Origin of the sequence: Massilia polaris, from assembly GCF_012927275.1 — a bacterium.
GTDB lineage: Bacteria > Pseudomonadota > Gammaproteobacteria > Burkholderiales > Burkholderiaceae_D > Telluria_A > Telluria_A polaris.
This window is the reverse complement of record NZ_JABBGG010000004.1, coordinates 269,981-295,187: the sequence shown is the minus strand read 5'-3', so window position 1 is coordinate 295,187 and position 25,207 is coordinate 269,981. Positions and strand designations below refer to the sequence as shown.

15 protein-coding genes and 1 pseudogene are annotated in these 25,207 nt (G+C 63.2%); 8 read left to right on the top strand and 8 right to left on the bottom strand.

The features are described from left to right. Positions 1 to 61: 61 nt before the first annotated feature. The 3 genes from HHL21_RS09290 to HHL21_RS09280 form a co-directional block, all read right to left on the bottom strand. Positions 62 to 1,729, bottom strand: a complete 1,668-nt coding sequence (locus tag HHL21_RS09290) for an alpha-amylase family glycosyl hydrolase (RefSeq protein WP_169464999.1) — start codon at positions 1,727 to 1,729, stop codon at positions 62 to 64. Between the two features lie 30 nt (positions 1,730 to 1,759). Continuing rightward, on the bottom strand, positions 1,760 to 3,391 hold the full coding sequence (locus HHL21_RS09285; protein ID WP_169464997.1) for an alpha-D-glucose phosphate-specific phosphoglucomutase: 1,632 nt from the start codon (positions 3,389 to 3,391) through the stop codon (positions 1,760 to 1,762). Positions 3,392 to 3,473: 82 nt separating this feature from the next. Beyond that, positions 3,474 to 4,799 (bottom strand): MFS transporter, encoded by a 1,326-nt coding sequence (locus HHL21_RS09280; RefSeq protein ID WP_370659695.1) that lies wholly within the window; start codon positions 4,797 to 4,799, stop codon positions 3,474 to 3,476. A 310-nt stretch (positions 4,800 to 5,109) separates the two neighbouring features. On the opposite strand from HHL21_RS09280, the gene HHL21_RS09275 reads away from it, so the two are divergent. Then, positions 5,110 to 6,387: an MFS transporter gene (locus HHL21_RS09275; protein WP_169464993.1), complete on the top strand. Its 1,278-nt coding sequence runs from the start codon at positions 5,110 to 5,112 to the stop codon at positions 6,385 to 6,387. Positions 6,388 to 6,416: 29 nt separating this feature from the next. Then, a complete protein-coding gene (locus tag HHL21_RS09270) occupies positions 6,417 to 7,292 on the top strand; it encodes an alpha/beta hydrolase (RefSeq protein WP_229496247.1) in 876 nt (291 codons plus the stop codon). A gap of 246 nt (positions 7,293 to 7,538) precedes the next feature. On the opposite strand, the pseudogene HHL21_RS22140 reads toward HHL21_RS09270, so the two are convergent. The 4 genes and pseudogenes from HHL21_RS22140 to HHL21_RS09245 form a co-directional block, all read right to left on the bottom strand. Continuing rightward, positions 7,539 to 8,463: pseudogene (locus tag HHL21_RS22140) on the bottom strand (peroxidase family protein); the annotation flags it as partial. 293 nt (positions 8,464 to 8,756) lie between these two features. After that, positions 8,757 to 10,550 (bottom strand): DEAD/DEAH box helicase, encoded by a 1,794-nt coding sequence (locus HHL21_RS09255; RefSeq protein WP_169464989.1) that lies wholly within the window; start codon positions 10,548 to 10,550, stop codon positions 8,757 to 8,759. Between the two features lie 167 nt (positions 10,551 to 10,717). Beyond that, complete coding sequence (locus HHL21_RS09250; protein ID WP_169464987.1) at positions 10,718 to 12,229, bottom strand: tryptophan halogenase family protein; 1,512 nt, start codon at positions 12,227 to 12,229, stop codon at positions 10,718 to 10,720. A gap of 80 nt (positions 12,230 to 12,309) precedes the next feature. Then, entirely contained in the window at positions 12,310 to 15,144 is a 2,835-nt protein-coding gene (locus HHL21_RS09245; protein ID WP_169464985.1) for a TonB-dependent receptor, read from the bottom strand. Positions 15,145 to 15,684: 540 nt separating this feature from the next. On the opposite strand from HHL21_RS09245, the gene HHL21_RS09240 reads away from it, so the two are divergent. The 6 genes from HHL21_RS09240 to HHL21_RS09215 all read left to right on the top strand — a co-directional run bounded on the left by HHL21_RS09240 (position 15,685) and on the right by HHL21_RS09215 (position 24,663). Then, the gene (locus HHL21_RS09240; RefSeq protein WP_169464983.1) at positions 15,685 to 16,938 is read left to right on the top strand and encodes an ABC transporter substrate-binding protein; all 1,254 of its coding nucleotides are present in this window, start codon (positions 15,685 to 15,687) and stop codon (positions 16,936 to 16,938) included. Between the two features lie 106 nt (positions 16,939 to 17,044). Continuing rightward, entirely contained in the window at positions 17,045 to 17,929 is an 885-nt protein-coding gene (locus HHL21_RS09235; RefSeq protein WP_169464981.1) for a carbohydrate ABC transporter permease, read from the top strand. Then, a complete protein-coding gene (locus HHL21_RS09230) occupies positions 17,919 to 18,776 on the top strand; it encodes a carbohydrate ABC transporter permease (RefSeq protein ID WP_169464979.1) in 858 nt (285 codons plus the stop codon). Before HHL21_RS09235 ends, HHL21_RS09230 begins: the two co-directional genes overlap by 11 nt. A 12-nt stretch (positions 18,777 to 18,788) precedes the next feature. Next, positions 18,789 to 19,886 (top strand): ABC transporter ATP-binding protein, encoded by a 1,098-nt coding sequence (locus tag HHL21_RS09225; protein ID WP_169464977.1) that lies wholly within the window; start codon positions 18,789 to 18,791, stop codon positions 19,884 to 19,886. A 15-nt stretch (positions 19,887 to 19,901) separates the two neighbouring features. Further along, positions 19,902 to 21,746, top strand: a complete 1,845-nt coding sequence (locus HHL21_RS09220) for a glycoside hydrolase family 13 protein (RefSeq protein WP_169464975.1) — start codon at positions 19,902 to 19,904, stop codon at positions 21,744 to 21,746. A gap of 10 nt (positions 21,747 to 21,756) precedes the next feature. Continuing rightward, positions 21,757 to 24,663 carry an MGH1-like glycoside hydrolase domain-containing protein gene (locus HHL21_RS09215; protein WP_169464973.1) on the top strand — a complete coding sequence of 969 codons (2,907 nt, stop codon included), beginning with the start codon at positions 21,757 to 21,759 and terminating at the stop codon, positions 24,661 to 24,663. On the opposite strand, the gene HHL21_RS09210 is transcribed toward HHL21_RS09215, so the two are convergent. Then, positions 24,660 to 25,187 carry a GNAT family N-acetyltransferase gene (locus tag HHL21_RS09210; protein WP_169464971.1) on the bottom strand — a complete coding sequence of 176 codons (528 nt, stop codon included), beginning with the start codon at positions 25,185 to 25,187 and terminating at the stop codon, positions 24,660 to 24,662. The two genes, HHL21_RS09215 and HHL21_RS09210, sit on opposite strands and share 4 nt — an antisense overlap. Positions 25,188 to 25,207: the final 20 nt, after the last annotated feature.

Genomic DNA, 25,207 nt, shown 5'->3' with positions numbered 1-25,207 from the left:
CGGGGTCCGTCCCCGGGGACGGACCCCGAAACTTCTGGATCGAAACCTCGTTGCCGCTCGTTTAGTCTTGGCCGATCAGTACGACGCCTTTGGATGCCGCGAACTGGACCTTGCCGCCGGCCACCACAGCGCGCTTGCCGGAGTAGTAGTCGCGCACGGTATCGCCGTCGCTGAAGACACCCGCCACCGTAATCGGCGCCGCTTTGCCGCCCGCAACGTCCAGCGCAACGACAACCTTGTCGCGCAGGTCGCCACGCTCCAGCGTGCGCGAGAACGTGTACGGCGCGTCCGCGAGCTTCTTGTGGACGCCTGCGCCGACCGCCGGATGCGCCTGGCGGAATTTGCCGAGCAGCGCCCAGTGGCGCTGCAAATCCGCGACGCGGTAGCCGTCGCGCTTCGCATTGGCCGCGAGGTCTTTCCAGTTCATGAAGGTGCGCAGGTTGGCGTCGCCTTCCGCGCCTTCATGCTTCAGCACGCGCGCGGTCTCGTCGCCGTAGTAGACCTGCGCCGCGCCGGGCGCCAGCAGCAGCATGTTGGCGGTCTCGTATGGCTTGGTGCGCAGCGCGTCGAAGGGCTGGCCGTCGTCATGGGAACTCATGTAGTTCAATACCGAGTAGCCCTTGAGCGGTCCGTTGATTTGGTCCGAGTATGCCGAGAACACCTTTTCGTAGCCCCGCTTCGCGTCGTCCTTGAAGCTGAAGTTGATCAGGTTGTCGAAGCCGTTCGAGAAGAAGTCGACGTAGTTCGCGCCGCCCATGTCGAACTTGCGCCCGTGTCCGATCGCGTAGTTGTATACCTCGGCCGTCATGAAGAACTTGTCGTCGCCTGGCTTCTTCTTCGGGTTGGCGCGCTTCCAGTCTTCATACGCTTCGCTCGCGACCTTCTTCAGTTCGAGCCAGATCTGAGGCTCCGTGTGCTTCGCCGTGTCGCCGCGGAAGCCGTCGAAGCCGTACTTGCGCACCCAGTCGGCGTGCCACTTCATCAGGTAGTAGCGCGGCGCGCGCGGGTAGCCGGTACGGGCGAAGAACTCGTCCAGTTCCTTCACTTCACGTTCGTAGCGCCCTTCCTTCTTCCACTTCGCAACCAGCTGCGGCGGCAGCGCGACCGGGTTGATGCTGTCGGTTCGGATGTCGGGCAGGTTCTTCACAAGCGTGCATCGGATCGTCGTGATCGCATCCTTGTACGTGCAGGTCGGCCCGCTGCGCACCCATTCGTCCGGCCATGCCGGATCGGTCTCCGTCACCGGCCCGGTGTGATTCATGACCACGTCGAGCAGCACGCGGATGCCATGTGCGTGGGCGGTGTCGACCAGCTTGCGGACGTCCGCTTCCGTGCCAAGGTTGGCGTCGACTTGGGTGAAGTCCCTGGCCCAGTAGCCGTGGAAGCCGTAGGATTTTCCAGTACCTTCATCGGTACCGGCGTGAATCTGTTCGACCGGCGGCGTGATCCAGATGGCATTCACGCCCAGCCTGGTGAAATAGCCTTCCTCGATCTTTTTCGTCACGCCCGCCAGGTCGCCGCCCATGTAGCCGCGCATCGGTGCGGCGTCCGCCTTGCGGCCGTACGCCAGGTCGTTGGCCTTGTTCGCGTTGTTGAAGCGGTCCGTCAACAGGAAGTATACCGTCGCGTTCTCCCATAGGAAGGGCTTGCCCGAAGGTGCGGCCGCGGCGGGCTGCGCCAGCGTGCCGACGGCCAGTGCCAGGGAAACGGCGAGTGCGGTAGTTTTCATTGATATCGTTCCGGTTGTTGTGGTTGGAGTTCAGGTGATGACTGTCGGCCCGTCACGGCCGGTATGTACACGCAGTCCGGCTACGCTGTCGGCGATTGCGGCCAGTTCCGCCAGCGCTTCCTGCGCAGGTATCGCATGATTCGAGGAATCCACTTCGTACCGCTCCAGGTACAGGCGCACGGTAGCGCCTTCGGTGCCGGTACCCGACAGGCGGAACACGATGCGCGATCCGTCGGTCATCACGATGCGCACACCCTGGTGCGACGCGACCGACCGGTCGACCGGGTCGGCGTAGATAAAGTCATCGGCAAAATCGACTGTGTAGCTGCCGATCGGTTTGCCGGCGAGGCTGGCAAGCTTTGCGCGCAGGTGCGTCATCATCGATGTGGCGGCGAGCGCGTCGACCGCTTCGTAGTCGTGGCGCGAATAGTAGTTGCGGCCGAAGCGCGCCCAGTGATCGCGGACGATCGTCTCGACCGGCTTGCCGCTCGCCGCGATCAGGTTGAGCCAGAACAGCACGGCCCAGACGCCGTCCTTTTCGCGGATGTGGTCCGAACCGGTGCCGTAGCTTTCTTCGCCGCACAGGGTAACCATGCCTGCGTCGAGCAGGTTGCCGAAGTACTTCCAGCCGGTCGGCGTTTCGTAGCATGGCACCCCAAGCGCCAGCGCCACCCGGTCGGCCGCCGTCGACGTCGGCATCGAGCGCGCGATGCCGACGATGCCGACGCGGTAGCCCGGCGCCACGCGCGCGTTCGCCGCGATGATGGCAAGGCTGTCCGACGGCGTCACCGCGATGCCGCGGCCGACGATCATGTTGCGGTCCGCGTCGCCATCGGAGGCGGCGCCGAAATCAGGCGCGTTCGTCGCCGCCATCAGCGCGATCAGTTCCGCTGCGTTGACGGGGTTCGGGTCGGGATGGTGGCCGCCGAAGTCTTCCAGCGGGATGCCGTTGATAACGGTGCCGGCAGGCGCGCCGAGCATGCCTTCAATAATGGTGCGCGCGTACGGTCCGGAGACCGCGCCCATGCCGTCGAAGCACATGCGGAACCCGCTCGCGAACAGTGTTCTGATGGCGTCGAAATCGAACAGCTCCTGCATCAGCTGCGCATAGTCGGCAACCGGGTCGATCACTTCGACTTCCATCTGCTCGATGCGCACGATGCCAGGCCGGTCCAGGTCGACCTCGCCCTCGTCGCTGATGTCATACGCTTCGACAGCGAGGGTATTGCTGTAAATGGCTTCGGTGATGCGCTCCGGCGCGGGGCCGCCATTGCTGGTGTTGTACTTGATGCCGAAGTCGCCGTGCGGGCCGCCGGGATTGTGGCTGGCCGAGAGCACGATGCCGCCGAACGCGCCGTGCTTGCGCACCACGCAGCTAAGCGCCGGAGTCGAGAGGATGCCGCCCTGCCCGACCAGCACTTTGCCGATGCCGTGCGCGGCCGCCATGCGCAGGATGACCTGAATGGCCTGGCGATTGAAGTAGCGGCCGTCGCCGCCGACGACGAGGGTCTGGCCGGTGCAGTCGACAAGGGTATTGAAGATGGCCTGCACGAAGTTTTCGAGGTATCCGGGCTGCTGGAACTCGGCCACCTTCTTGCGCAGGCCCGAGGTGCCGGGCCGTTGCCCGGCAAAGGGTGCTGTCGTGATTGTATGGATGGTCATTTTTTTCGTCCTGTCGGTGCGGTCTTATGGTCGATAGACGATACGACAGGACGAAAAATGGGGGCGCATGGATTGAGGCGTTTTACTTTGCCGCAGGCGCCTTGTCGGTGACGAACAACGTCAGGATGCCGGCCAGTACCATGCAGGCGCCGCCCAGCATCAGCGTCTTGACGGTGTGCCCGCCCAGGAACTGCGTGGTCACCCATCCGAGCAGCAGGCCGCTGACGATTTGCGGGATCACGACGAAGAAGTTGAACAACCCCATGAAGTAGCCCATGCGCTTGGCCGGCAGCGCGCCAGCCAGGATCGCGTACGGCATAGTCAGGATGCTGGCCCATGCGATGCCGACGCCGATCATCGGATAGATCAGCGTGTACTTATCGGTGATCATGAAGATGCTGGCGAGGCTCAGGCCGCCGATGACGAGGCAGGTAGTGTGCACGACCTTGCGGCTGGTGGCGCGCGCGAAGATCGGCAGGATGAAGGCCGCCAGTGCCGATACGCCGTTGTACACGCCGAACATGATGCCGACCCAGTTGCCCGCGTCCTGGTAGCCGGCCGACTGTGCATTGGTGGTGCCCCAGACGTTGTCGGCGACCGCGGTGCCGGTGTAGATCCACATCGCGAACAGCGCGATCCAGGTGAAGAACTGGACCAGCGCCAGCTGCACCATCGTCTTCGGCATCTTCGCGAAGCCGCCGAGGATTTCGGTGATGGCGTTGGAGAGGCCGCCGGACGCCTTGCGCTCGGCGCGGAACAGCGCCAGGTCTTCAGGCGGCGCTTCCTTGGCCGTGAATACGGTCCACATCACCGACAGCAGGTAGATCAGCGCGCCGATATAGAACGAGTAGCGCACCGTGTCCGGGATCATGCCGTCGACCGGCACGTTACTGACCGCGAAGTAGTCGGAGAAAATGGTCGGCAGCAGCGAGGCCACGACCGCGCCGCAGCCGATGAAGAAGGTCTGCATCGCAAAGCCGGCCGTCTGCTGGCTGGTATCGAGCTTGTCGCCCACAAAAGCGCGGAACGGTTCCATCGACACGTTGATCGCGGCGTCCATCATCCACAAGACAGCAACCGCCATCCACAGGCTGGTCGAGTTAGGCATCAGGAACAGCGCGATCGACGCGAAGATCGCGCCGAGGAAGAAGAACGGGCGGCGGCGGCCCCAGTACGGGTGCCAGGTATTGTCGCTCAGGTAGCCGATCACCGGCTGCACCAGCAGGCCGGTCACCGGCGCGGCGAGCCAGAACAGCGGCAGGTCGTCAGGCGAGGCGCCAAGCGTCGAGAATATGCGGCTGGTGTTCGCGTTCTGCAGCGCGAAGCCGAACTGGATGCCGAAGAAGCCGAAGCTCATGTTCCACAGCTGCCAGAAGCTCAGGCGCGGCTTGAGCGTTGATAGTTCCATCTTCATTTTGTTGTCCCCAAAAAGACCTGCCCAGTACCGGGCCTTTGATTCAATCGCCTTGATCGGCTTGCCGCTGTCGCTGTCGCCGCCACCATACCCGCCGCTGCATGATATCCGATCATGCATTGGAAACTCAGGGCTTGTATCGGTCCTGCGGGAAATGTGGACGGGCGGAAGGGCGATAATTTGTAGCAAAATAACATGGCGATTTCTAAGTGTCAATCCAATCTGCTTCCAGTAGAATGACCAGAGAATGACAATAAAAATATTCGTTTTGTAGTCAAATAACAAAATGTAGATGGGGACAACCATGCTTGATATGCAAAAACGCCTGAGCAATTCCTTTTTCGCGATCATTGGCCTGCCGTCAACGGCGATGGGCTTCGCCTTGTGCATCCAGATCTCCGCCCTGAGCTGGCTGCTGAGCACCAAATACAAGCTTGAGATCCATGAAATCGGCATCGTCTGGGCTGCGGGTCCGCTGGCCGGCATCCTCGGCCAGGTGATCATCGGCTTCATCAGCGACAAGACGTGGTTCTGGGGCGGGCGGCGCCGGCCCTTCATCATGATCGGCGGCGCGCTCGCCGCGCTGATGGTGTTCCTGCTGCCGCGCATCGACATGGTCGGCGAGGTGCTCGGCATCGGCAACCTGCTGGTGGTCGCCGTCATCATCGCGCTGACCCTCGACCTGTCGATTAACATCGGTTTCAACCCTACCCGCTCGCTGATCGCGGACGTCACCCCTGACGGCGAAGCGCGCACGCGCGGTTTTACGTGGATGCAGACCATCTCCGGCTTCTGGGGCGTGATGGCCTACCTGATCGGCGCCTTCATCGACAACTACGCGCTGATCTCGGTGGGCGTGGTGATCGTGTTCGCGTTCTCGATCGTGCCGATGTTTTTTGTCGAGGAGCCGCGCGTGCTGGCGGCGCCAGGCGAAACCGTCGCGGCGACCGGCACCGAATGGGGCCAGCTGTGGCGCATCTACTTCGCCCATGGCTTCTCGTGGATCGGCGTGCAGGCGATGTTCGTCTATATCATCGCCTTCATCCAGCAGCACATCGTACCTGCCGGCCTGACGGCGGCTGAAGCGTCGGCGCAGTCGGGCAAGGTCATCGCGATCTCGTTCGCGGTGATGAACGTGGTTGGCTTCGTGCTGCCGGCACTGGTGCTTGCGCCGCTGGCGGCAAAACTCGGCCGCGTGCGTACGCAGGCGGCCTGCATCGCGATCATGGCGCTGGCCTATTTCGGCATCGCGTTCGTCGCGCGCTCGCCGTCGATGCTGTACCTGATGATGGCCCTGGCCGGCATCGGCTGGGCCGCAGTGGTCAGCCTGCCGTTTGCGATCATGAGCGAAAAGGTCGACAAGAGCCGCATGGGCTACTTCATGGGACTGTTCAACCTGTCGGTGGTGATCCCCCAGCTGATGTCGACCGGGATCGGCTTCGTGCTGAACCGCTCGGCCGACAAGGGCGTCCTGTTTGTGATCTGCGGCGCGTGCCTGGCGGTGTCGGGCGTGCTGTGGATGTTCGTGCGTGAATCGCAGCAGGCTGGCGCCGCGTCGCCGGCGCTGGCCGCGTCCCATTAAACCTTGTGAAGGCACTGACTATGCAATCGTTGACCAAGCCACTCCTGGCGCTGATCGCCGGCGCCCTGCTGTCCGTTTCGGCCATGGCCGCGGATAACGCTCCGGCCGCACGCGCTTCCACCGCCCTCCCCGGCGTCAAGCTGCTTGCGCCGGAACTCGACATGCCGGGCCTTGAGCGCAAGCGCCAGGTCCGCCTCTACCTCCCGCCCGGTTACGCGACGTCCGGCAAGCGTTATCCGGTGCTGTACATGCACGACGCGCAGAACCTGTTCGATAACGCCACCTCGTACGCGGGCGAGTGGAAGGTCGACGAAACGATGGACGCGTTGTCGAAGTCAGGCCAGCTGGAACTGATCGTGGTCGGCATCGACAACGGCCAAGCCAGGCGCATGACGGAACTGAGTGCGTGGAGCAGCCCGCGTTTCGGCAATGCCGAAGGCGAGCAGTACATGGACTTTATCGTCAAGGTGGTCAAGCCGCTGATCGACAAGGATTACCGCACCCTGCCCGACCGCGCCAACACTGCGGTCATGGGCAGCTCGATGGGCGGCCTGATCTCGCACTACGCGATCAACCAGTACCCGGACGTATTCAGCAAGGCGGGCGTGTTCTCGCCGGCCTACTGGACCGCGATGCCGGTGTACGACTTCGTCGCGGCCAAACAGGTGCCGAAGGACGCGCGCGTGTATATGCTGATGGGGGGCGAGGAAGGCGAATCGATGGTGCCGGATGCGCAGCGCATGGCTGCGCTGCTGGCGAAGACCGGGCATCCGGCGAACAACCTCACGTTCAAGGTTGTGCCGGGCGCCAAACATAACGAGGGATTCTGGAGCGGCGAGTTCCGCGAAGCGGTGCTGTGGATGTTTGCGCCGAAAAGCGCTTCGATGGCAAGCGCAAAGCCCTGACCCGCCACCGACTTGCTTTCGTTCGACCCTGGTCAGCGCGCCAGTTCGACCAGCGCCGCCGTGTACATCTCGAGGCAGCAATAATCAGATTCGCGGTGTCTTGATCCATGGGCACGCCTCACGTGATGTTGAGCGACGCGTCCGAGCAACGAGGCGCAGGCGACCCTCGGGGGCGCCTGCGCTTGCTGCAGCGATGTCGGTTTAGAGCGCGGCTACAACCGCGCGTCGACCGTTGCCCACGGCGAGCAGGTCGAAGCGATCAAGGTTCATGACCTTGTTCCACGCCGCCACGAAGTCGCGCACGAACTTCTCCTCCCAATCGTCGCTCGCATAGACTTCGGCCAGCGCGCGCAGTTGAGAATGCGCGCCGAAGACAAGATCAGCGGCGGTCGCGGTCCACTTCGGCTTGCCCGTAGCGCGATCGCTGCCCTCGTACACATTCTTCTCCGTGACGGATGGTCTCCACGCCGTGCCGATGTCGAGCAGGTTCACGAAGAAGTCGTTGGTCAACGTGCCCGGCCGGTCGGTGAACACGCCGTGCTTCGATTGCCCGTGGTTCGCATCGAGCACGCGCATGCCGCCCACGAGCACCGTCATCTGGGGCGCGGTCAGCTTCAGGAGGTTGCAGTTCCGTCCGCTCTGAATCTGGCGGTGAATCGTTCTGGCGTTTCATGGATGGGGGAGCCTCACGACCAAGTAGTTGATTTTTCCATTCGTACAACGTCGGCCTGCTAACCGCCAGCTTTTGAGCAATTGCTTGGGCACTTATCTGCCTGGTGCAAAGCTCCACGACTGCCGCCTGCTTGAACTCCGGGGAGTGTTGTACGCCTGCCGCCTTGCCAACAAGGTGATTTCGCACTTCAGGGTGAAGTTCTGCAATCCACGCTCTGAGCGTATCACGGCATGGGTATCCAAGTGCCTTAATGGCCCCAGCAATGCAGCGATCGCGGCTTAGGTAATGCTCGACTGCTGCATGCTTCTGTTCGTCAGAATACTTCTGCAATGAGCGTGCACGGCCTACCTGCAAATCGCGACCATGTTCGTATTCCCGATGCCATGCCTTGAGTGCGTTCTTGGTTGGGTAACCCAACTGCCGAATGGTCGCATTGATGCGTTTCCCGAGTTTTATATAAAGATGGACTGCTCGAATGCGGTCTTCGTATGAGTACATGAACTACCTCCAAGTAGTCCAAGTTTTTGTCCGCACCCCCACCTTGCTGATTGAATTCTGACCCAGGGCGGGGTGCCGCATTTGAATCAGCGGGCGCGGATAAGTGTACCAAAGACCAATCGGGAATCGCGCAGGACGCAGACCTGTGCCGGGATCAGGCCTGCGTGAGTAATTTGCAGCGAAAATGCAAACGCACCGCCTGCCTGGAAGGGCAAGCGGTGCGCCGGTTGTTGCGTGGACCTGCTGGGCTCCCGCGGGGCCGTGGATGGCCTCCGCGGAAAATGCCGGGCCTGTTACCCGGCGTCCGGGCCCTTGCGGTGCGGCTTCTTGAACTTAGGACCGCCCGGCTTCGGGCCGCCTTCCTTGCGCGGGCCGGACGGCTTCTTCACCGCAGGCTTTTCGCCGTCGCGCGTGATGTTCAGCTGCTGGCCCGCTACCCACACCTTCTTCAGGTGCTCGATCAGGTCCGGCGACAGATCCGCAGGCAGGTCGAGCGTGCTGTAGTCGTCGTAGATTTCGATACGGCCGATGTTGCGCGACTCGATACCCGCTTCGTTCGCGATCGCGCCCACGATATTGCCCGGCTTGACGCCATGCGAATGCCCGACTTCGATACGGAAGCTGCCCATGCCCTCTTCCTGCGGACGAGCCACACGTTCGCGGTCACGCTTGAACGGCGCTGCAGCCGCCGGCGAGTCGAAGCGCGGTGCGCGTGGCGACGATTGCTCGTCCTTCCATGCCGGCGGCGCCTTCGCCTCGCGGTCCTGCTTTTCCAGCAGCAGCGGGATATCGCCGCGCGCCAGCTTGGCCAGCGCGGCCGCGATCTCGATCGCAGGCACGTTCTGCTCGCTCTCGTATTCTTCGATCAGCGAACGGAATACATCGAGGCCGCCCGACGCCAGCGTTTCCGCGATCTGGTCCTTGAACTTCGCGATACGCACGTCGTTGACTGCCTTGATGGTCGGCAGCGTCATCAGGGTCACCGGCTGGCGCGTGGCGCGCTCGATCGACTTCAGCAGCCCGCGCTCGCGCGGCGTGATGAACAGGATCGCATCGCCGCTGCGGCCGGCGCGGCCGGTACGGCCGATGCGGTGGGTGTAGCTTTCAGGGTCCGTCGGCACATCGTAGTTGATCACGTGGCTGATGCGCTCAACGTCAAGGCCGCGCGCAGCAACATCGGTCGCCACCAGGATGTCGATCTTGCCCTGCTTAAGCTGCTCGATGGTGCGTTCGCGCTGCGTCTGCTGCATGTCGCCGTTGATGGCAGTGGCCGCGAAGCCGCGCGCCTGCAGCTTGGTCGCCAGTTCTTCGGTACCCAGCTTGGTGCGCGCAAAGACGATCATGCCGTCGAACGGCTCGGCTTCGAGGATGCGGGTCAGCGCCTCAAGCTTCTGCATGCCGCTCACCAGCCAGTAGCGCTGGGTGATGTTTTCGGCGGTGCCGGTCTTGGCAGCGACGGTCACTTCCTGCGGGTCGCGCAGGTAGGTCTTGGCGATGCGCTTGATCGGCGCCGGCATCGTCGCCGAGAACAGCGCGGTCTGGCGCGTCGCCGGCGTCTTCTGCAGGATCTGCTCGACGTCGTCGATAAAGCCCATGCGCAGCATCTCGTCGGCTTCGTCCAGCACCAGCGTCTTCAGCTTGGACAGGTCGAGCGAACCTTTTTCAAGGTGGTCGATGACGCGGCCCGGGGTGCCGACGACAACGTGCACGCCGCGGCGCAAGGCCGACAGCTGCGGGCCGTAGCTCTGGCCGCCGTAGATCGGCAGGACGTGGAAGTCCTTGATGTGGGTGGCGTACTTCTGGAACGCCTCGGCGACCTGGATCGCCAGTTCGCGGGTCGGCGCCAGCACCAGGGCTTGCGGCGACTGCTGCTTGATGTCGATGTTCGACAGGATCGGCAGCGCGAATGCAGCGGTTTTACCGGTACCGGTCTGGGCCTGTCCGAGCACGTCGCGATTGGCCAGCAGCAGCGGGATGGTGGCGGCCTGGATCGGCGATGGCGTTTCGTAGCCAACCTCTTTCATCACCTTGAGGACGGCGGCTGAAAGGTTCAGGTCGGAAAACAACGGAAGGGGGGTGTCGGACATTGGAGGTACTCGCTAAATGGTGCTAAACCTCCAGTTTACTCTGTTGTAGGGTTTGGCGGGGCGCAAACTGGACGTAACGGTGCCTATCGGCAATCTATTCGCACCGATGGTCCGGTTAATGCAACACTGCGCAGGCGGATAAGCCCAGGGGGCGAATCCGCCGGTTTTCACATCTTCGCTGCGGCGCAGAACTTCTTCACATACTCCGCATGGTCCGGCATCACATCCACGCACTGCGCGATCACGCTGCGCACGCTTTCGAGGTACTCGTGGATATCGGCCTCGGACTGCACGTCGACCAGCGGACTGAAAGCGTCGACCGGCATGTTCTGCCCTTCGAGCACCTGGATCCAGCCGACCTCCGAGAACAACTCGTTATCGACGCGCACAACACGGCCACGGGCACGGTACATCGCCATCTTCTGGCGCAGCGTTTCCGGGATGGCCATGTTCGCGCATGCGGTCCAGTACTCCGAATCGGTGCGCTGGTTGAGGTGATAGTGCAGGATGATGAAGTCGCGCACACGCTCGTATTCGAAGCGCGACTGGCGGTTGTACTCGGTTACGTCGACCGGGTTGAAACTGCGGTCCGGGAAGAACTCGATCAGGCGCGCGATCGCCGTCTGGATCAGGTGGATGCTGGTCGATTCGATCGGTTCGAGGAAGCCGCCGGCCAGGCCCACCGCGACCACGTTCTTGTTCCAGGCCTGCTTGCGCATGCCGGTCGTGAACTTGATCAGGCGCGGCTCGGCCAGCGCCTTGCCGTCCAGGTTCGACAACAGCGTCGATGCGGCTTCATCTTCGCTGATGAAGCGGCTGCAGAATACGTGGCCGTTGCCGATGCGGTGCTGCAGCGGAATGCGCCACTGCCAGCCCGCCTTGTGCGCGGTCGCGCGGGTGTACGGGGTCAAAGACGGCACCGACTCGCATGGCACGGCCAGCGCGCGGTCGGCCGGCAGCCAGTGGCTCCAGTCCTCGAAGCCGGTTGTCAAAGTCTGCTCGATCAGCAGCCCGCGGAAGCCCGAGCAGTCGATGAACAGGTCGCCCTCGACGCGCACGCCGCTTTCAAGCTCGATGGCGTCGACGAAGCCGTCCGGCTCGCGCTGCGTGGCGCGCGTGATCTTGCCTTCGATGCGCTGCACGCCGCGCCCTTCCGACAGCTTGCGCAGGTAACGCGCGTACAGGCTGGCGTCGAAGTGGTAGGCGTAGGCGATGTCGTTGAGCGGCGAATTGGCCACGTCGCGACGCGGCGGCATGAACTTGTTGGCCTTGGCCGCCATGCGCGTGATCGAATACTGCTCCAGCGGCGCGGCCTTGCCGAGGCGGCGCATCTTCTGCCAGTACTGGTCGAATGCCACCGTGGCCAGGTCCTGGCCGAGGCGGCCGAAGCCGTGCATGTAGCGGTCGCCCTGCTTGCCCCAGTTGACGAATTCGACGCCGAGCTTGAAGGTGCCCTGGGTCTCGCGCATGAACTCCTGCTCGTTGATGCCGACCACCTGGTTGAAGCGCTGGATCATCGGGATCGTCGCTTCACCCACGCCCACGATGCCGATCTCGTCGGATTCGACGAGGCGGATGTTATAGCGGCCGTTCAGCACGGTCGACAGCGCCGCCGCGGTCATCCAGCCGGCGGTCCCGCCGCCGACGATGACGATGTCCTTGATTGGTTCGTTCTGCATTCCTGCCCCTAGACGGATAAAAAACAACCCCTGCGGCGCGAGCCGGCAGGGGTTGCATTGTAGACCTTAAAACCGGTCGCTTAGAACTTGTAGCCCATGCCCAGCGAGTAGGTACGGCCCGTGTCCACCTTGTTGGTGACCGAGTTGCGGTCCACGGTGAACTCCTGGAATGGCTCCTTGCCCCAGTTGATCGCCTGTGCGTAGATGCTCAGGCCCTTCAGGTAGCCGGTCTGGAACTCGTACGACGCCTGCAGGTCGACGATGGTCTCACCCTTGATGAAGGTCAGCTGCTGGTTGTCCTGGAAGTCCGATACCACGCCCAGGAAGTCCGAACGCTTGCGCGCTGCGGCAGCGATCTGGAAGCCAGCCTTCTCGTAGTACACGCGCAGGTTGGTGACCTTCTTCGACAGGCCTGGCAGCGGAATGTCCATTGCCGGGAAGCTGACGTTGGCGAAGCCGAACGACGGCAGCGTGACCTTCGACGTGGTGTCCGAATGGTTGACCAGCGCGCCGAAACCGTCCAGGTAAGGCGTGAACAGCTCGAACGGCACGTTGAGCGCTACTTCGAAGCCGTGGATGCTGCCGCCTTCGCCGTTGACCGGCTGGGTCAGCAGGCCCTCGGTCGAGCCGGCGTAAGGGCCGGTCTGCGGCAGCGGGGTGCTCGGCGTGATGACGCCGGCAAAGTCGAACGCACGGGGCGCGCGCAGGATGTAGGTGTCGAGTTTCTTGTAGAAGCCGGCCACGCTGACATAGCCCTTCTTGCCGAAATACTTCTCATACGACAGGTCGAAGGCCTTGGCGCGGAACGGCTTGAGCTGCGGGTTGCCGCCCGAACCGGTCAGCAGCGGGAACGGACCGCTGGTGTTGATCGAGACGCTGCTGCTGGCGCGCAGGTCATCCAGGTTGGCGCGCGACAGCACCTTGGCCACGCCCACGCGCAGCAGCTGGTCATTGTTCAGGTCGAACGTCAGGTTGGCGCTTGGCAGCACGTCGTTATAGCTGGAGCTTTCCGACACGGCCTTGGCCGGGCAAGTCGCCGCGGTGTTGCCGGTGCATCGGGCCAGGTCGACGGCGTAACCGCCGCCGGTCTGGTTGGTGTGGACGATCTGGGCGCCTACATTACCACGGTAGGACAAGCCGGCCAGCGTACCGTCCAGGTCAGCCTTGACGTACGCGGTGTTGACCTTTTCCTTGACGTCCCAGAACTTGTTCAGGATGTCGGCGTCGACTTTCGGCGCCAGTTCATAGATCGTGCCCAGCGAACCGAGCGGATTCCATGCCACGACCGGCAGGCCGGTGGTACCGGCGATAACGGTGTCGGTGCCCGGCACGGCAGCGGTGCCGTACGGATTGCCGCCCTTGATGACCAGGCGGCCCTCTTCGCCGGTGCGCGCCTTGTCGCGGACCGTGTAGTTGTAGCCGAACTGCAGGGCTTCAACCGGACCAAACTCAATCGAACGCTTGCCCGTCAGGCGAATCGCCTTGATGGTGTCTTCAACGTGCGGCAGCGCCAAGTAACCGGCTTGCGGCGATGCGACGCCACCGGACCAGCCGTTGACGTCGGTCAGCTTGGCGACGTTGCGGTCTGCATAGTTCAGGCCGGTCTTGTAGACGACGTCGGTAAAGTTACCGCCGTTAAAACCGGTCCACGAAATCGTGTCGAGGGCGGTCGCGTCGCCAGGCAAGCCTGCGGTGGTCTCGTAACGCGAGCTCTGCTTCTTCGCTTTCGAATAGCTCAGGTCGGCGTTGGTGGTCCAGTCGCCGGCCTTCCATTCGGTGTTCCAGCCCACCGACTTCAGGTCGTCTTCGGACGACTCGATGTGGTTACGCACCACGCCCTTGAAGTTGGTCAGCGTGCCGGAGGCAGCGACGCCGTTGACCACGGTGACGTTCTGCAGCACGCCGGCAGGATCGTACGCGCCATTGGCGTTGCCGCCGATCGCGCCTTCCAGGCCGGTCTTCTTGTAGCCGTCGTCGCCGGCCGAGTAGAACAGGTCGATACTCGAACGGAAATTGCGGTTCGGACGGAATTGCAGCGTGGCGAAAGCGCCGTCGCGGTTATGGGTGTTGACTTCGGTATCAGCGGTGAAGCCGCCCGGCAGTGCGACTTGCTGGCCGTTGTACGGTAGGGTCGGCGCCCAGCCGCCCCACGAGTTGAACTTGGCTTGTGCGCCGCCTTCTTCTTCGTACTTGGTCAGGCCGAAGGCCACGCCAATGGTACGGTTGGCGAACTGGTCGATGTACGAGAAGGTCAGGCGCTTGCCATCGCCTTCAGGCAGGTCGCCTTCGACGTCGACGCCGAGGCGGCTCTTCTTGGCGCTGATAGCGATCACGCGCTTGCCGAAGTCGAGCGGCTGCGCCGTGCGCAGGTCGATGGTCGCGGCCAGGCCCTGGCCGATGACGGACGCGTCCGGGGTCTTGTAGATCAGTACCGAACCCATCAGTTCTGAAGGGAACAGATCGAATTCAGGGCTGCGCGAATTGCTGGTCGACGCCATTTCGCGTCCGTTCAGCAATGTGCCGTTGAAGTCAGGCGACAGGCCGCGCACGGAGACGCCGGCCGCTTTGCCCGACGCGCGGCTGCGCTGGGTGGTCACGCCTGGCAGGCGGGAGATCGATTCAGCCACGCTCGAGTCAGGCAGTTTGCCGATGTCTTCGGCGGAAATCGCCTCGACGATCGAGCTGTTGTTCTTTTTGATCGAAATCGCGGCCTCGATACCCTGGCGGATGCCGGTAACGACCACAACCGACGGCGCTTCAACAGCGGTCTCGACGACTGGAGCGGCCGGAACTGCCGGAACTGCCTCTTGTGCAAACGCCGACGTGGCCATTGCCGAAACGAAAATGGCGCAACCAGCTGCCACTGGGCTCAGCCTGAATGCTACCTGGCCAGCCTTGTTTGTTAATTTATTCATTTGTCCCCTCGTTCATCAGTACTACACAATTCCCGTTTCTTGGCAGCTTATTTACGGGATCCATAACATGCTCATAATAATTTTGTACTAAAACTAGATGCACTGTCAACGACAGTTGTATCGCACTACCAAAATGCCACATTTTTCCGAGGAGTCCCGTAGTTGTAGGGTGAACGCGTTGTATTTCTGATACAGAGATCAAGTCCGCGTGATGTAGTACGACTACATTTATGCATTTTTGCACTACCTCATCGCCGCAACGCACCATTCCAGTGCGAAAATTTTCTCGGGCGGCGATGTTTACACGGGAGATTTGGACCCCATCACGCCCTGCTCGGCAGTCCATCGCACCAGATGTACTAAAACTAGCGGACTTCACGGCCTGCCGTCCAGCCTTTTAGCCCGGTTCATTGATGGGATTTTCATTCTGTAGTATGCTTAAATGACAAAAAATGGTGTAGTCGAACTACGCCAACGTATAAATGAAGCGGCCAAACACCACAAGATGTGTAGCCGTTACCGATACGCCATGGAGACAACATGACCCATCTACCCCTAACCTCCCTCATCGTGATGGCGGCCGCCGCGCTTGGCGCCAGCAGCGCCGCGCAAGCAGCACAGGTCGAAGTCCTGCATTACTGGACCTCGGGCGGCGAGGCGCGCTCGATTGCCGAACTGAAGAAGACACTGGCTGCGCGCGGCGTCAACTGGAAGGACTTCGCGGTTGCCGGCGGCGCCGGTGAAAACGCCGCCACCGCGCTGAAAGCCCGCGTGATGTCGGGCGGCGCGCCGACCGCTGCCCAGGTCAAGGGTCCGGCGATCCAGGAATGGGGACAGGAAGGTGTGCTGGCAAACATCGACGCGGTCGCAAGGAGCGAAAAGTGGGACGCCCTGCTCCCGCCCGCCGTCGCATCCATCATGAAATACAAGGGCAGCTATGTCGCGGCCCCGGTGAACGTTCACCGCGTCAATTGGCTGTGGGTCAATCCTGCGGTGCTGAAGAAAGCCGGCGCCACCGCGCCCGCCACCCTCGACGAATTCTTCGCCGCCGCCGACAAGATCAAGGCCGCAGGCATGATCGCGGTCGCGCATGGCGGCCAGCCCTGGCAAGACGCCACGCTGTTCGAATCGGTCGCGCTTGGCGTCGGCGGCGCCGGCTTCTATAAGCAGGCGCTGGTGCAGCTCGACCCGGCGGCGCTGACCGGCCCGGTGATGATCAAGACCTTCGACACGCTGGCGCGCATCAAGACCTACATCGACCGCGACAGCGCCGGACGCGACTGGAACCTCGCCACTGCGATGATCATCAACGGCAAAGCCGGCATGCAATTCATGGGCGACTGGGCCAAGGGCGAATTCACCGCCGCCGGCAAGCAGGCCGGCGCCGACTTCCTGTGCCTGCCGGCGCCGGGCACAGCTGCGGCCTACACCTTCAACATCGACTCGATGCTGATGTTCCAGAAGCCCGGCGCGGACGACCAGAAATCCCAGCAAGTGCTGGCCAGCGCCATCATGAGCCCGCAGTTCCAGGAAGTATTCAGCCTGAACAAGGGATCGATCCCGGTGAGGGCAGGCGTGCCGAAGACCCGTTTCGACAGCTGCGCCCAGCGATCGATGGCCGACATGGACGCCAGCAGCAAGGCAGGCAGTTTCGTTCCGAGCCTGGCGCACAACATGGCGGTTGGTTCCGCGGCACAAGGCGCGATCATGGACGTGATCGCGCGCTTCATGAATTCGACCATGAGCTCGAAGGATGCCGTGGCCGCGCTCGCCAAAGCCGCGCGCACCAAATAAGCATTTTCCCGCGCCGCGTGGTGCAACTTCAACTTCGGGGTCCGCGTGACGCGGTCCGTCCCCGGGGTCTGTCCCCGGGGACGGACCCCGAATTTGGAGAAATTGATTGCGATTATCTGCATTCGCCGACCGCTGGCTGCCAAGAATCGTGCTTGCGCCGACCGTCATCGCGTCGCTGGTATTTGTATACGGCTTCATCGCGCTGACCGGCTACCTGTCGCTGACCGCCTCGCGCATGATGCCGAACTACGAGTACGCGGGCTTCGGCAAATACATCGAGCTGTTCGACCTTGACCGCTGGTGGGTCGCCGCCGCCAACCTCGGTGTGTTCGGCCTGTTGTTCATCGCCGCATGCCTGGCGATCGGGCTGCTGCTGGCCATCTTCCTCGACCAGAAAATCCGCCTCGAAGGCGCGCTGCGCGCCGTCTACCTGTATCCGATGGCCTTGTCGTTCATCGTGACCGGCGCCGCCTGGAAGTGGATCCTCAACCCGGGCCTGGGCCTTGAGAAAATGGTGCGCGGCTGGGGCTTCGAAAACTTCACCTTCGACTGGCTGATCGATCCGGACATGGCAATCTACACCGTCGTCATCGCGGGCGTGTGGCAGTCGTCCGGCTTTGTGATGGCGCTGTTCCTGGCAGGCTTGCGCGGCGTCGACGACAGCATCATCAAGGCGGCGCAGGTCGATGGCGCGAGCCTGCCTGCCATCTACCGCCGGATCGTCATCCCCTCGCTGCGCCCTGTGTTCTTCAGCGCCTTGCTGATCCTCGCCCATATCGCCATCAAAAGCTTCGACCTCGTCATGGCGCTGACCGCGGGCGGCCCCGGCACCTCGACCACCGTGCCGGCCGTATTCATGTACCAGTACGCGTTTTCGCGCGGCCAGCTCGCGCTCGGCGCGGCGTCGGCCATGATGATGCTGGCCACCGTCCTCGCCGTGCTGGTGCCGATGATGTACCTCGAAACGAAGGGGACCCGCCATGGCCGCTAGACTGTCGCCTGGCCGCGCCGCGGTCTACCTGCTTCTCGCCGTGTGCGCGCTGTACTACCTGCTGCCGTTGTACGTCATGCTGGCCACGTCGTTCAAGACGCTCGACCAGATCCGCGCCGGCGACCTGCTCGACCTTCCGCTTTCCCCGACCACGGCCGCATGGGCAAAGGCCTGGAGCAGCGCCTGCACCGGCGCCGAATGCAGCGGGCTGGCGCCCTACTTCTGGAACTCGATATCGATGGCGGTTCCGGCAGTGCTCATCTCCACTGCCATCGGTTCCGTCAATGGCTACGTGCTGGCGCACTGGCGCTTCCGCGGTTCCGAAGTGCTGTTCACCGCGCTGATGGTCGGCTGCTTCATCCCCTTCCAGGTGGTCATCCTGCCGATGGCGCGCCTGCTCGGCATGGCGGAACTGGCCAACACCACCCCTGGCCTGGTGTTCGTCCACATCATCTACGGCCTCGCCTTCACCACCCTCTTCTTCCGCAATTACTATGTCACAGTGCCGGAAGAACTGGTCAAGGCAGCGCGCATCGACGGCGCCGGGTTCTTCACGATCTACCGGCGGATCATCCTGCCGTTGTCGCTGCCGATCTTCATGGTCTGCTTCATCTGGCAGTTCACCCAGATCTGGAACGACTTCCTGTTCGGCGTGGTGTTCGGCGGCTCGGATGCGCAACCGGTCACGGTCGCATTGAACAACCTGGTCAACACATCGACCGGCGTCAAGGAATACAACGTCGACATGGCCGCCGCGATTATCGCCGCGCTGCCGACGCTCGCCCTGTACCTGGTGGCGGGCAAATACTTCGTGCGCGGGCTGACCGCGGGCGCGGTCAAGGGTTAAGGAGATAAGAGAGTGGCGAGTTTATCGATTCAAAACGTGCGCAAGGTCTACCCCAATGGCGCCGACATCCTGAAAGGCATCGACATCGAAGTCGCCGATGGCGAGTTCCTGATCCTGGTCGGCGGCTCCGGCTGCGGCAAGTCGACCTTGCTTAACATGATCGCCGGCCTCGAGCCGGTCACCGACGGCGTGATCCGCATCGGCGAGCGCGTGGTCAACGACGTGGCGCCGAAGGACCGCGACATCGCGATGGTGTTCCAGTCGTATGCGCTGTATCCAACCATGACGGTGCGCGAGAACATTTCGTTTGGCCTGGGCCTGCGCAAAGTGCCGAAGGCCGAGCAGGCGCAAACGGTGGCGCGCGTGGCCGAGACGCTGCAGATCACCCACCTGCTGGACCGCAAGCCGGCGATGCTGTCGGGCGGCCAGCGCCAGCGCGTCGCGATGGGCCGCGCGATCGCGCGCAACCCTGCCCTGTTCCTGTTCGACGAGCCGCTGTCGAACCTCGACGCCAAGCTGCGCGTGGAGATGCGCGCCGAAATCAAGCTGCTGCACCAGCGCCTCGGCACCACCACCGTGTACGTCACGCACGACCAGGTCGAAGCCATGACGCTTGGGGACAAGATTGCCGTGATGAAGGACGGCGTGGTGCAGCAGTTCGGCAGCCCGCAGGAGATCTACGACGATCCCGCTAACCTGTTCGTCGCCGGCTTCATCGGATCGCCATCGATGAACTTCCTGCGCGGCCGGATCGGCGACGGCGCCTTCGCCATCGAGCACGGCGGCGCGACGACGATGCTGCCGCTGCCGTCCCACCTGGCGGGAGTGGCCGGCGGGCGCGAGGTGGTGCTCGGCATACGCCCCGAGCACATTACCGACGCAGGCGGCGCACGTGCCGGAACCCACCTGCCGGGCGAAGTCCAGGTAACGATCGAGATGATCGAGCCGACCGGGCCCGATACGCTGGCCTTTGCGCACGTCAACGGCGCACGCATTACCTGCCGCACCCACCCCCGCGCCGGCGCCATGCCCGGCAAGCCGATTGTGCTGGCCTTCGACCTGTCGAAGGCGGTACTCTTCGACCCAACCACTGAACGACGAATCAACTAATCGACGGAGAACGCGATGAAGTGCATTACCCTTTCCCTGCTGGCTGCAAGCGCATTCATGGTACCCGGCCTCGCCGCTGCGAAGGACTACCGCATCGATCACATGGAGCCGCCGTTCTGGTGGGCCGGCATGCAGGAGAAGAAGGTGCAGCTGATGGTGCACGGTAAGCAGATCGCGAACCTCGAACCGGCAATCAGCTACCCTGGCGTGCGCATCGCATCGGTCACCCGCGTCGCCAACAAGAACTACCTGTTCGTCGACCTGGTCATCGACCCGGCCACGGCGCCCGGCAAATTCGACATCACGTTCAAGGACGGCGCCGACACCGTCAGGTACGGCTACCAGCTGCTGGCGCGCGAAAAAGGATCGGCCGCGCGCGCAGGCTTCAACAGCACCGACGCGATCTACCAGATCATGCCTGACCGCTTCGCCAACGGCGACCCGTCCAACGACAGCTTGACACCGATGGCCGACAAGCTCAATCGCGCCAATGGCGGCGGGCGCCACGGCGGCGACCTGAAGGGAGTCCTGAACAGCCTCGATTACATCGCCGGCATGGGCTTCACGCAGATCTGGCCGACCCCGCTCGTCGAGAACGACATGCCGGCCTACTCGTACCACGGCTACGCGGCCACCGATCATTACAAGGTCGACGCGCGCTACGGCACCAACGAGGATTACCGCAAGCTGACGCAGGAGGCGCGCAAAAAAGGCATCGGCATGATCCAGGACGTCGTGCTGTCGCATATCGGCCTTGGCCACTGGTGGATGAAGGATATGCCGACGCCCGACTGGACCAACCATGGCGGCAAATTCGTCCCGACCATGCATCATCGCGTCGCTGTCCAGGATCCGTACGCATCGAAAGAGGACGGCGCCAATTTCACCACCGGCTGGTTCTCCGACGGGATGCCCGACATGAACCAGACCAATCCGCTGGTCGCCAATTACCTCATCCAGAACAATATCTGGTGGATCGAATACGCCGGCCTGTCGGGCCTTCGCATCGACACCTACGGCTACTCCGACAGCGCCTTCCTGACCGAATATACGCGCCGCCTGATGGCCGAGTACCCGCAGCTGAACATGGTCGGCGAGGAATGGCACAAGTCGCCGGCGGTGGTGTCGCGCTGGCAGAAGGGCAAGGTCAACTTCGACGGCTACACCAGCTCCCTGCCAAGCCTGATGGACTTCCCGATGGCCGAAGCGATGCGCAGCGCGCTGGCCAGCAAGGACACCGGCTTCACCGACGTATATGAAACGCTGTCGCAGGATTACCTGTATCCGGACGCCGGCAGCCTGGTCCTGTTCGAAGGCAACCACGACATCTCGCGCCTGTTCAGCGTAGTCGGCGAAGACCTCGGCCTGTACAAGATCAATCTCGCGTTCGTGATGACGATGCCGCGCATCCCGCAGTTCTATTACGGGTCCGAGGTGCTGATGACCAGCGCCACCGGCGCGCGCAACGACGCCAGCTACCGCGAAGATTTCCCGGGCGGCTGGGCCGGCGACAAGGTCAATGCCTTTACCGGCGAAGGCCTGACTTCGCCGCAGCGCGAGGCGCAGGCATTCGTCAAAAAGCTGGTCAACTGGCGCAAGTCGCAGCCGGTCATCCATCACGGGAAGACCATGCACTTCGGCGCGGAGCACGGCACCTACGTCTACTTCCGCTATGACGGCCAGAAGAAGGTCATGGTGGCGCTGAACAAGGGCGCGAAGGACGCCGTGCTGCCGACCGCGCGCTTCAATGAGATGCTCAAGGGCGTGAAGTCTGGCGTCGACGTCATCACCGGCAAGAGCTATGCGCTCGACACCGCCCTCACGCTGCCGGCCAAAACCGCCGTCATCCTCGAGATCTGAGGACATCGCCATGACCAATGCATCGCGCTGGATTCTTGCCGCCCTCCTCGCCTGCGGCTGCGCCATGGCCGCCGAGGGGCCGGTGGGCAAAGACCTGTTCATCCGCGGCGCCTTCAATGGCTGGGGCACCGACAACGCCATGCTCTACAAGGGCAAGGGCGTGTATGAAGCCGATATCCTGATCAGCCCCGGCAACCACGCTTTCAAGGTCGGCAGCAAGGACTGGAGCGCGGAATGGGTGATCGATCCGAACGCCAGCGTCAAGGTGGCGACCGATACCGACTACCGGATGGACACCAGCGCCGGCCCCGAGGACTACCTGTTCGTCAAAACCACGGCGCCGTACAAATTCAGCGTCGACGCCTCCGACCCGAAGGCGCCCATGCTGCGCGTGACGCGCCTGCCGAATCCGCCGGTCGCCGCGATCGACCCGCACAAGGGCCACCAGCAGCAAGCCGTAGTGGCATACCCGACTTTCGACGGCAAGCAGGAAACCGTGCGCTTCTCGGTCCAGGACGCCGCAGCGCGATTGCGCACCTACGCCCAGTCGACCACGATGCAGCTGCGCGATCCCGGGCCGCAGTACGCGGTCTATAGCGAGTCCGAAGGGCTGCCGGTTGCCCGCACCGGCAACCTCGCTTTCGACGCGCTGTTCGCGCTGGCCGCGGCCGAGATGAAGCAGGATTCGGTCAGCGAGATCAAGGACGGCAACTACAACGGCGGCGCGGCGATTCCGTGCGAGTGCTTCGAAACCGGCGAGAAATGGCATTACGTGTGGACCCGCGACCTGTCGTATGCAGCCGACCTTGGGCTTGCGATGCTGGACCCGGCGCGCACCCGCAATTCGCTGGACTTCAAGCTGTCATCCTTGCGCACCGGCGTCATCAAGGCGCCGCAGGTCGCCGGCAGCGCAGACGGCCTGCAGGTCATCCAGGACACCGGCAGCGGCGGCAGCTGGCCGGTCAGCACCGACCGCATTACCTGGGCCTTCGGCGCCGAGGAGGCGCTCAAGTCGCTGCCGGCGGCCGAACGCAAGCCGTTCGCGGCGCGCGCGCTCAAGGCCCTGTCCAATACAATCGAGAACGACCGCATCGCCGCCTTCGACAAGGCTGCCGGCTTGTACACCGGCGAACAGTCCTTCCTCGACTGGCGCGACCAGAGCTATGCGGCCTGGATCGTCAACGACCTGTCGTCGATGGCAAGCTCGAAATCGCTGTCCACCAATGTCGGCCACTACAAGGCATTGACCCTCGCCGCGTCACTGGCCTCGGAACACGGCGATGATGCGCGCGCGCGAAAGTACAACGGCTGGGCGCGCGACCTGAAAAAGGCGATCAACACGCGCCTGTGGCTTCCGGGCGCCGGCATGTACAGCAGCCTGACGGCGGGCCACTTCGACGGCGCGCCAATGCACAAATTCGACTGGCTCGGACAATCGCTGGCGATCGTCACTGGCATCGCCGACGACACCAAGGCGCGCAGCATACTGGCCCGCTATCCGCACGGCCCGATGGGCGCGCCGGTCATCTATCCGCAGCAGCAGGGAATGCCGGTGTATCACAACCGCGCGATGTGGCCGTTCGTGACGGCATATGGATTGAAGGCCGCCGCAATGGCAGGCAATGCGAGTGTGGCCGACGCGGCGTACGACACGCTGATGCGCGGCGCCGCGGTCAACCTGTCGAACATGGAGAACCTTGAATGGCTTTCCGGCCAGCCGCTGCTGCTTGACGAAGCCAATCCTTCCCTGATCGGGCCGGTGATCAACTCACGGCGCCAGCTGTGGTCTGTCGGCGCCTACCTCGGGATGGTGGTGGAAAACGTGTTCGGCGTGTCGCTTGATGGTGATGGCATGCGCGTGCGCCCGTTTATCACCGCAAAACTGCGGCGCGAGACATTCGGCAAGGCCGACGCGATTTCATTGCAGCGCCTGCGCCTGCGCGGCAAGCAGGTCGATATACGCGTCGAGCTGCCGCCTGCTTCGCCAGCGGACGGCTATTACGAGGTCGCTACGGTGATGCTGAACGGCGCCCCAGTATCGCAGCAGATCCGCTGGGCCCAGCTCAAGGCAGGGAATACGATTACCGTCACGCTTGGCGCGTTGCGCGCCGGCGAGCAGGCGATCCGCCGCGTCAGTGCGGACCCGTATGCGGAATCGCCGGAGGTCTTCGGTCCGCGTGAACCGGCCGTCGCGCATATCACGCGCGGCCAGGACGCCACGGTGGCGCTCGGCATCGGCGCTGGCGGCAACGCCGCCGGCACCGTATACAACATCTACCGCGACGGCAAGCTGGTGGCGGCGAACCTGGCGGCGGGAACATGGCGCGACGTGAATGCCGCCCCGGGCAGCTGCTACGCAGTGGAGGCCCAGTTTGAAAAATCGGGCAACCGCAGCCATCACAGCCCGCCGCGCTGCGTCGACGCCGGACTGCACATTCCTGTTGCGGATGCCAGGGTGAAGTCGAACGTGGGCGTGCAGGGGCCGAACGCGCGCTTCGCCGCTCCGCACGTCAAGGGATGGGGCATGCCAGGCGACCGCTTCACCGTCGACGCGGTGAAGGTCAACAGCGCCGGGCATTACCGCGTGCAGGTCCAGTATCACAACGCGGCCAACCAGATCAACCTGGGAATCAGCGGCGGCGTGAAGTGGCTGGCGGTGAAGGATGCGGCGGGACGCACGGTGGCGCAGGGCGTGGTCCAGCTGCCGCACGCGCGCGTCGAGAAGGAAAACACGCCGCTGGTGTACTCGACGCCGCTCGAAGCGCACCTGCCAGCGGGAACGTACCGGCTCGAGCTCAGCGACTTCTACAACATGAGCTACCTGGATAGCAACAGCACCTTCAGTGCGGCGGGTGGCACGGAAGGGCCGTCGAACAGCTTCGATATATACGGGGTGCGAATGATGAAGGCGAACTAGGTGGGTCGTTCGGCCGTAAAGATCAAGGAATAGAGATTGGTACCGGTATCTTCCGGGGTCAGGTGCACGACCTTTTCCAGGCGCAGCCCGAGTTTTTCCAGCAACCCGATCGAGGCCGCGTTGCCGGGCGAGGTGATCGCCAGCAGGCGCTCCAGTCCGATATCGCTGCGCGCGTGCTCCAGCACCGCCCGCGCGGCCTCGCCGGCATAGCCTTTGCCGCCGTGCTCTGGAAGAAAGGCGTAGCCGATGTCGACATGGTCGAGGGTGTCGCGCTTGATCAGGCCGCTCATGCCGACCGGCTCGCCGCTGTCCTTGCGCTCGACCAGGTAGATCGAATGGCCAAGCTTCGCCTGCATCGCCATCGGGCCTTCGGCGATCGCCTGGGCTGCCGCTTCGACGGTGCGGATGCCGCGGTCGCCGATAAATTCAATAAAGCCGGGGGTGTTTACCAGCGCGAGATAGAACACGGCGTCGTCCTGGTCCAGCGTGCGCAGGCGCAGTCGTTCTGTTTCGAGGATCTTCATAGGCGGCAGGGAGTAGTGGG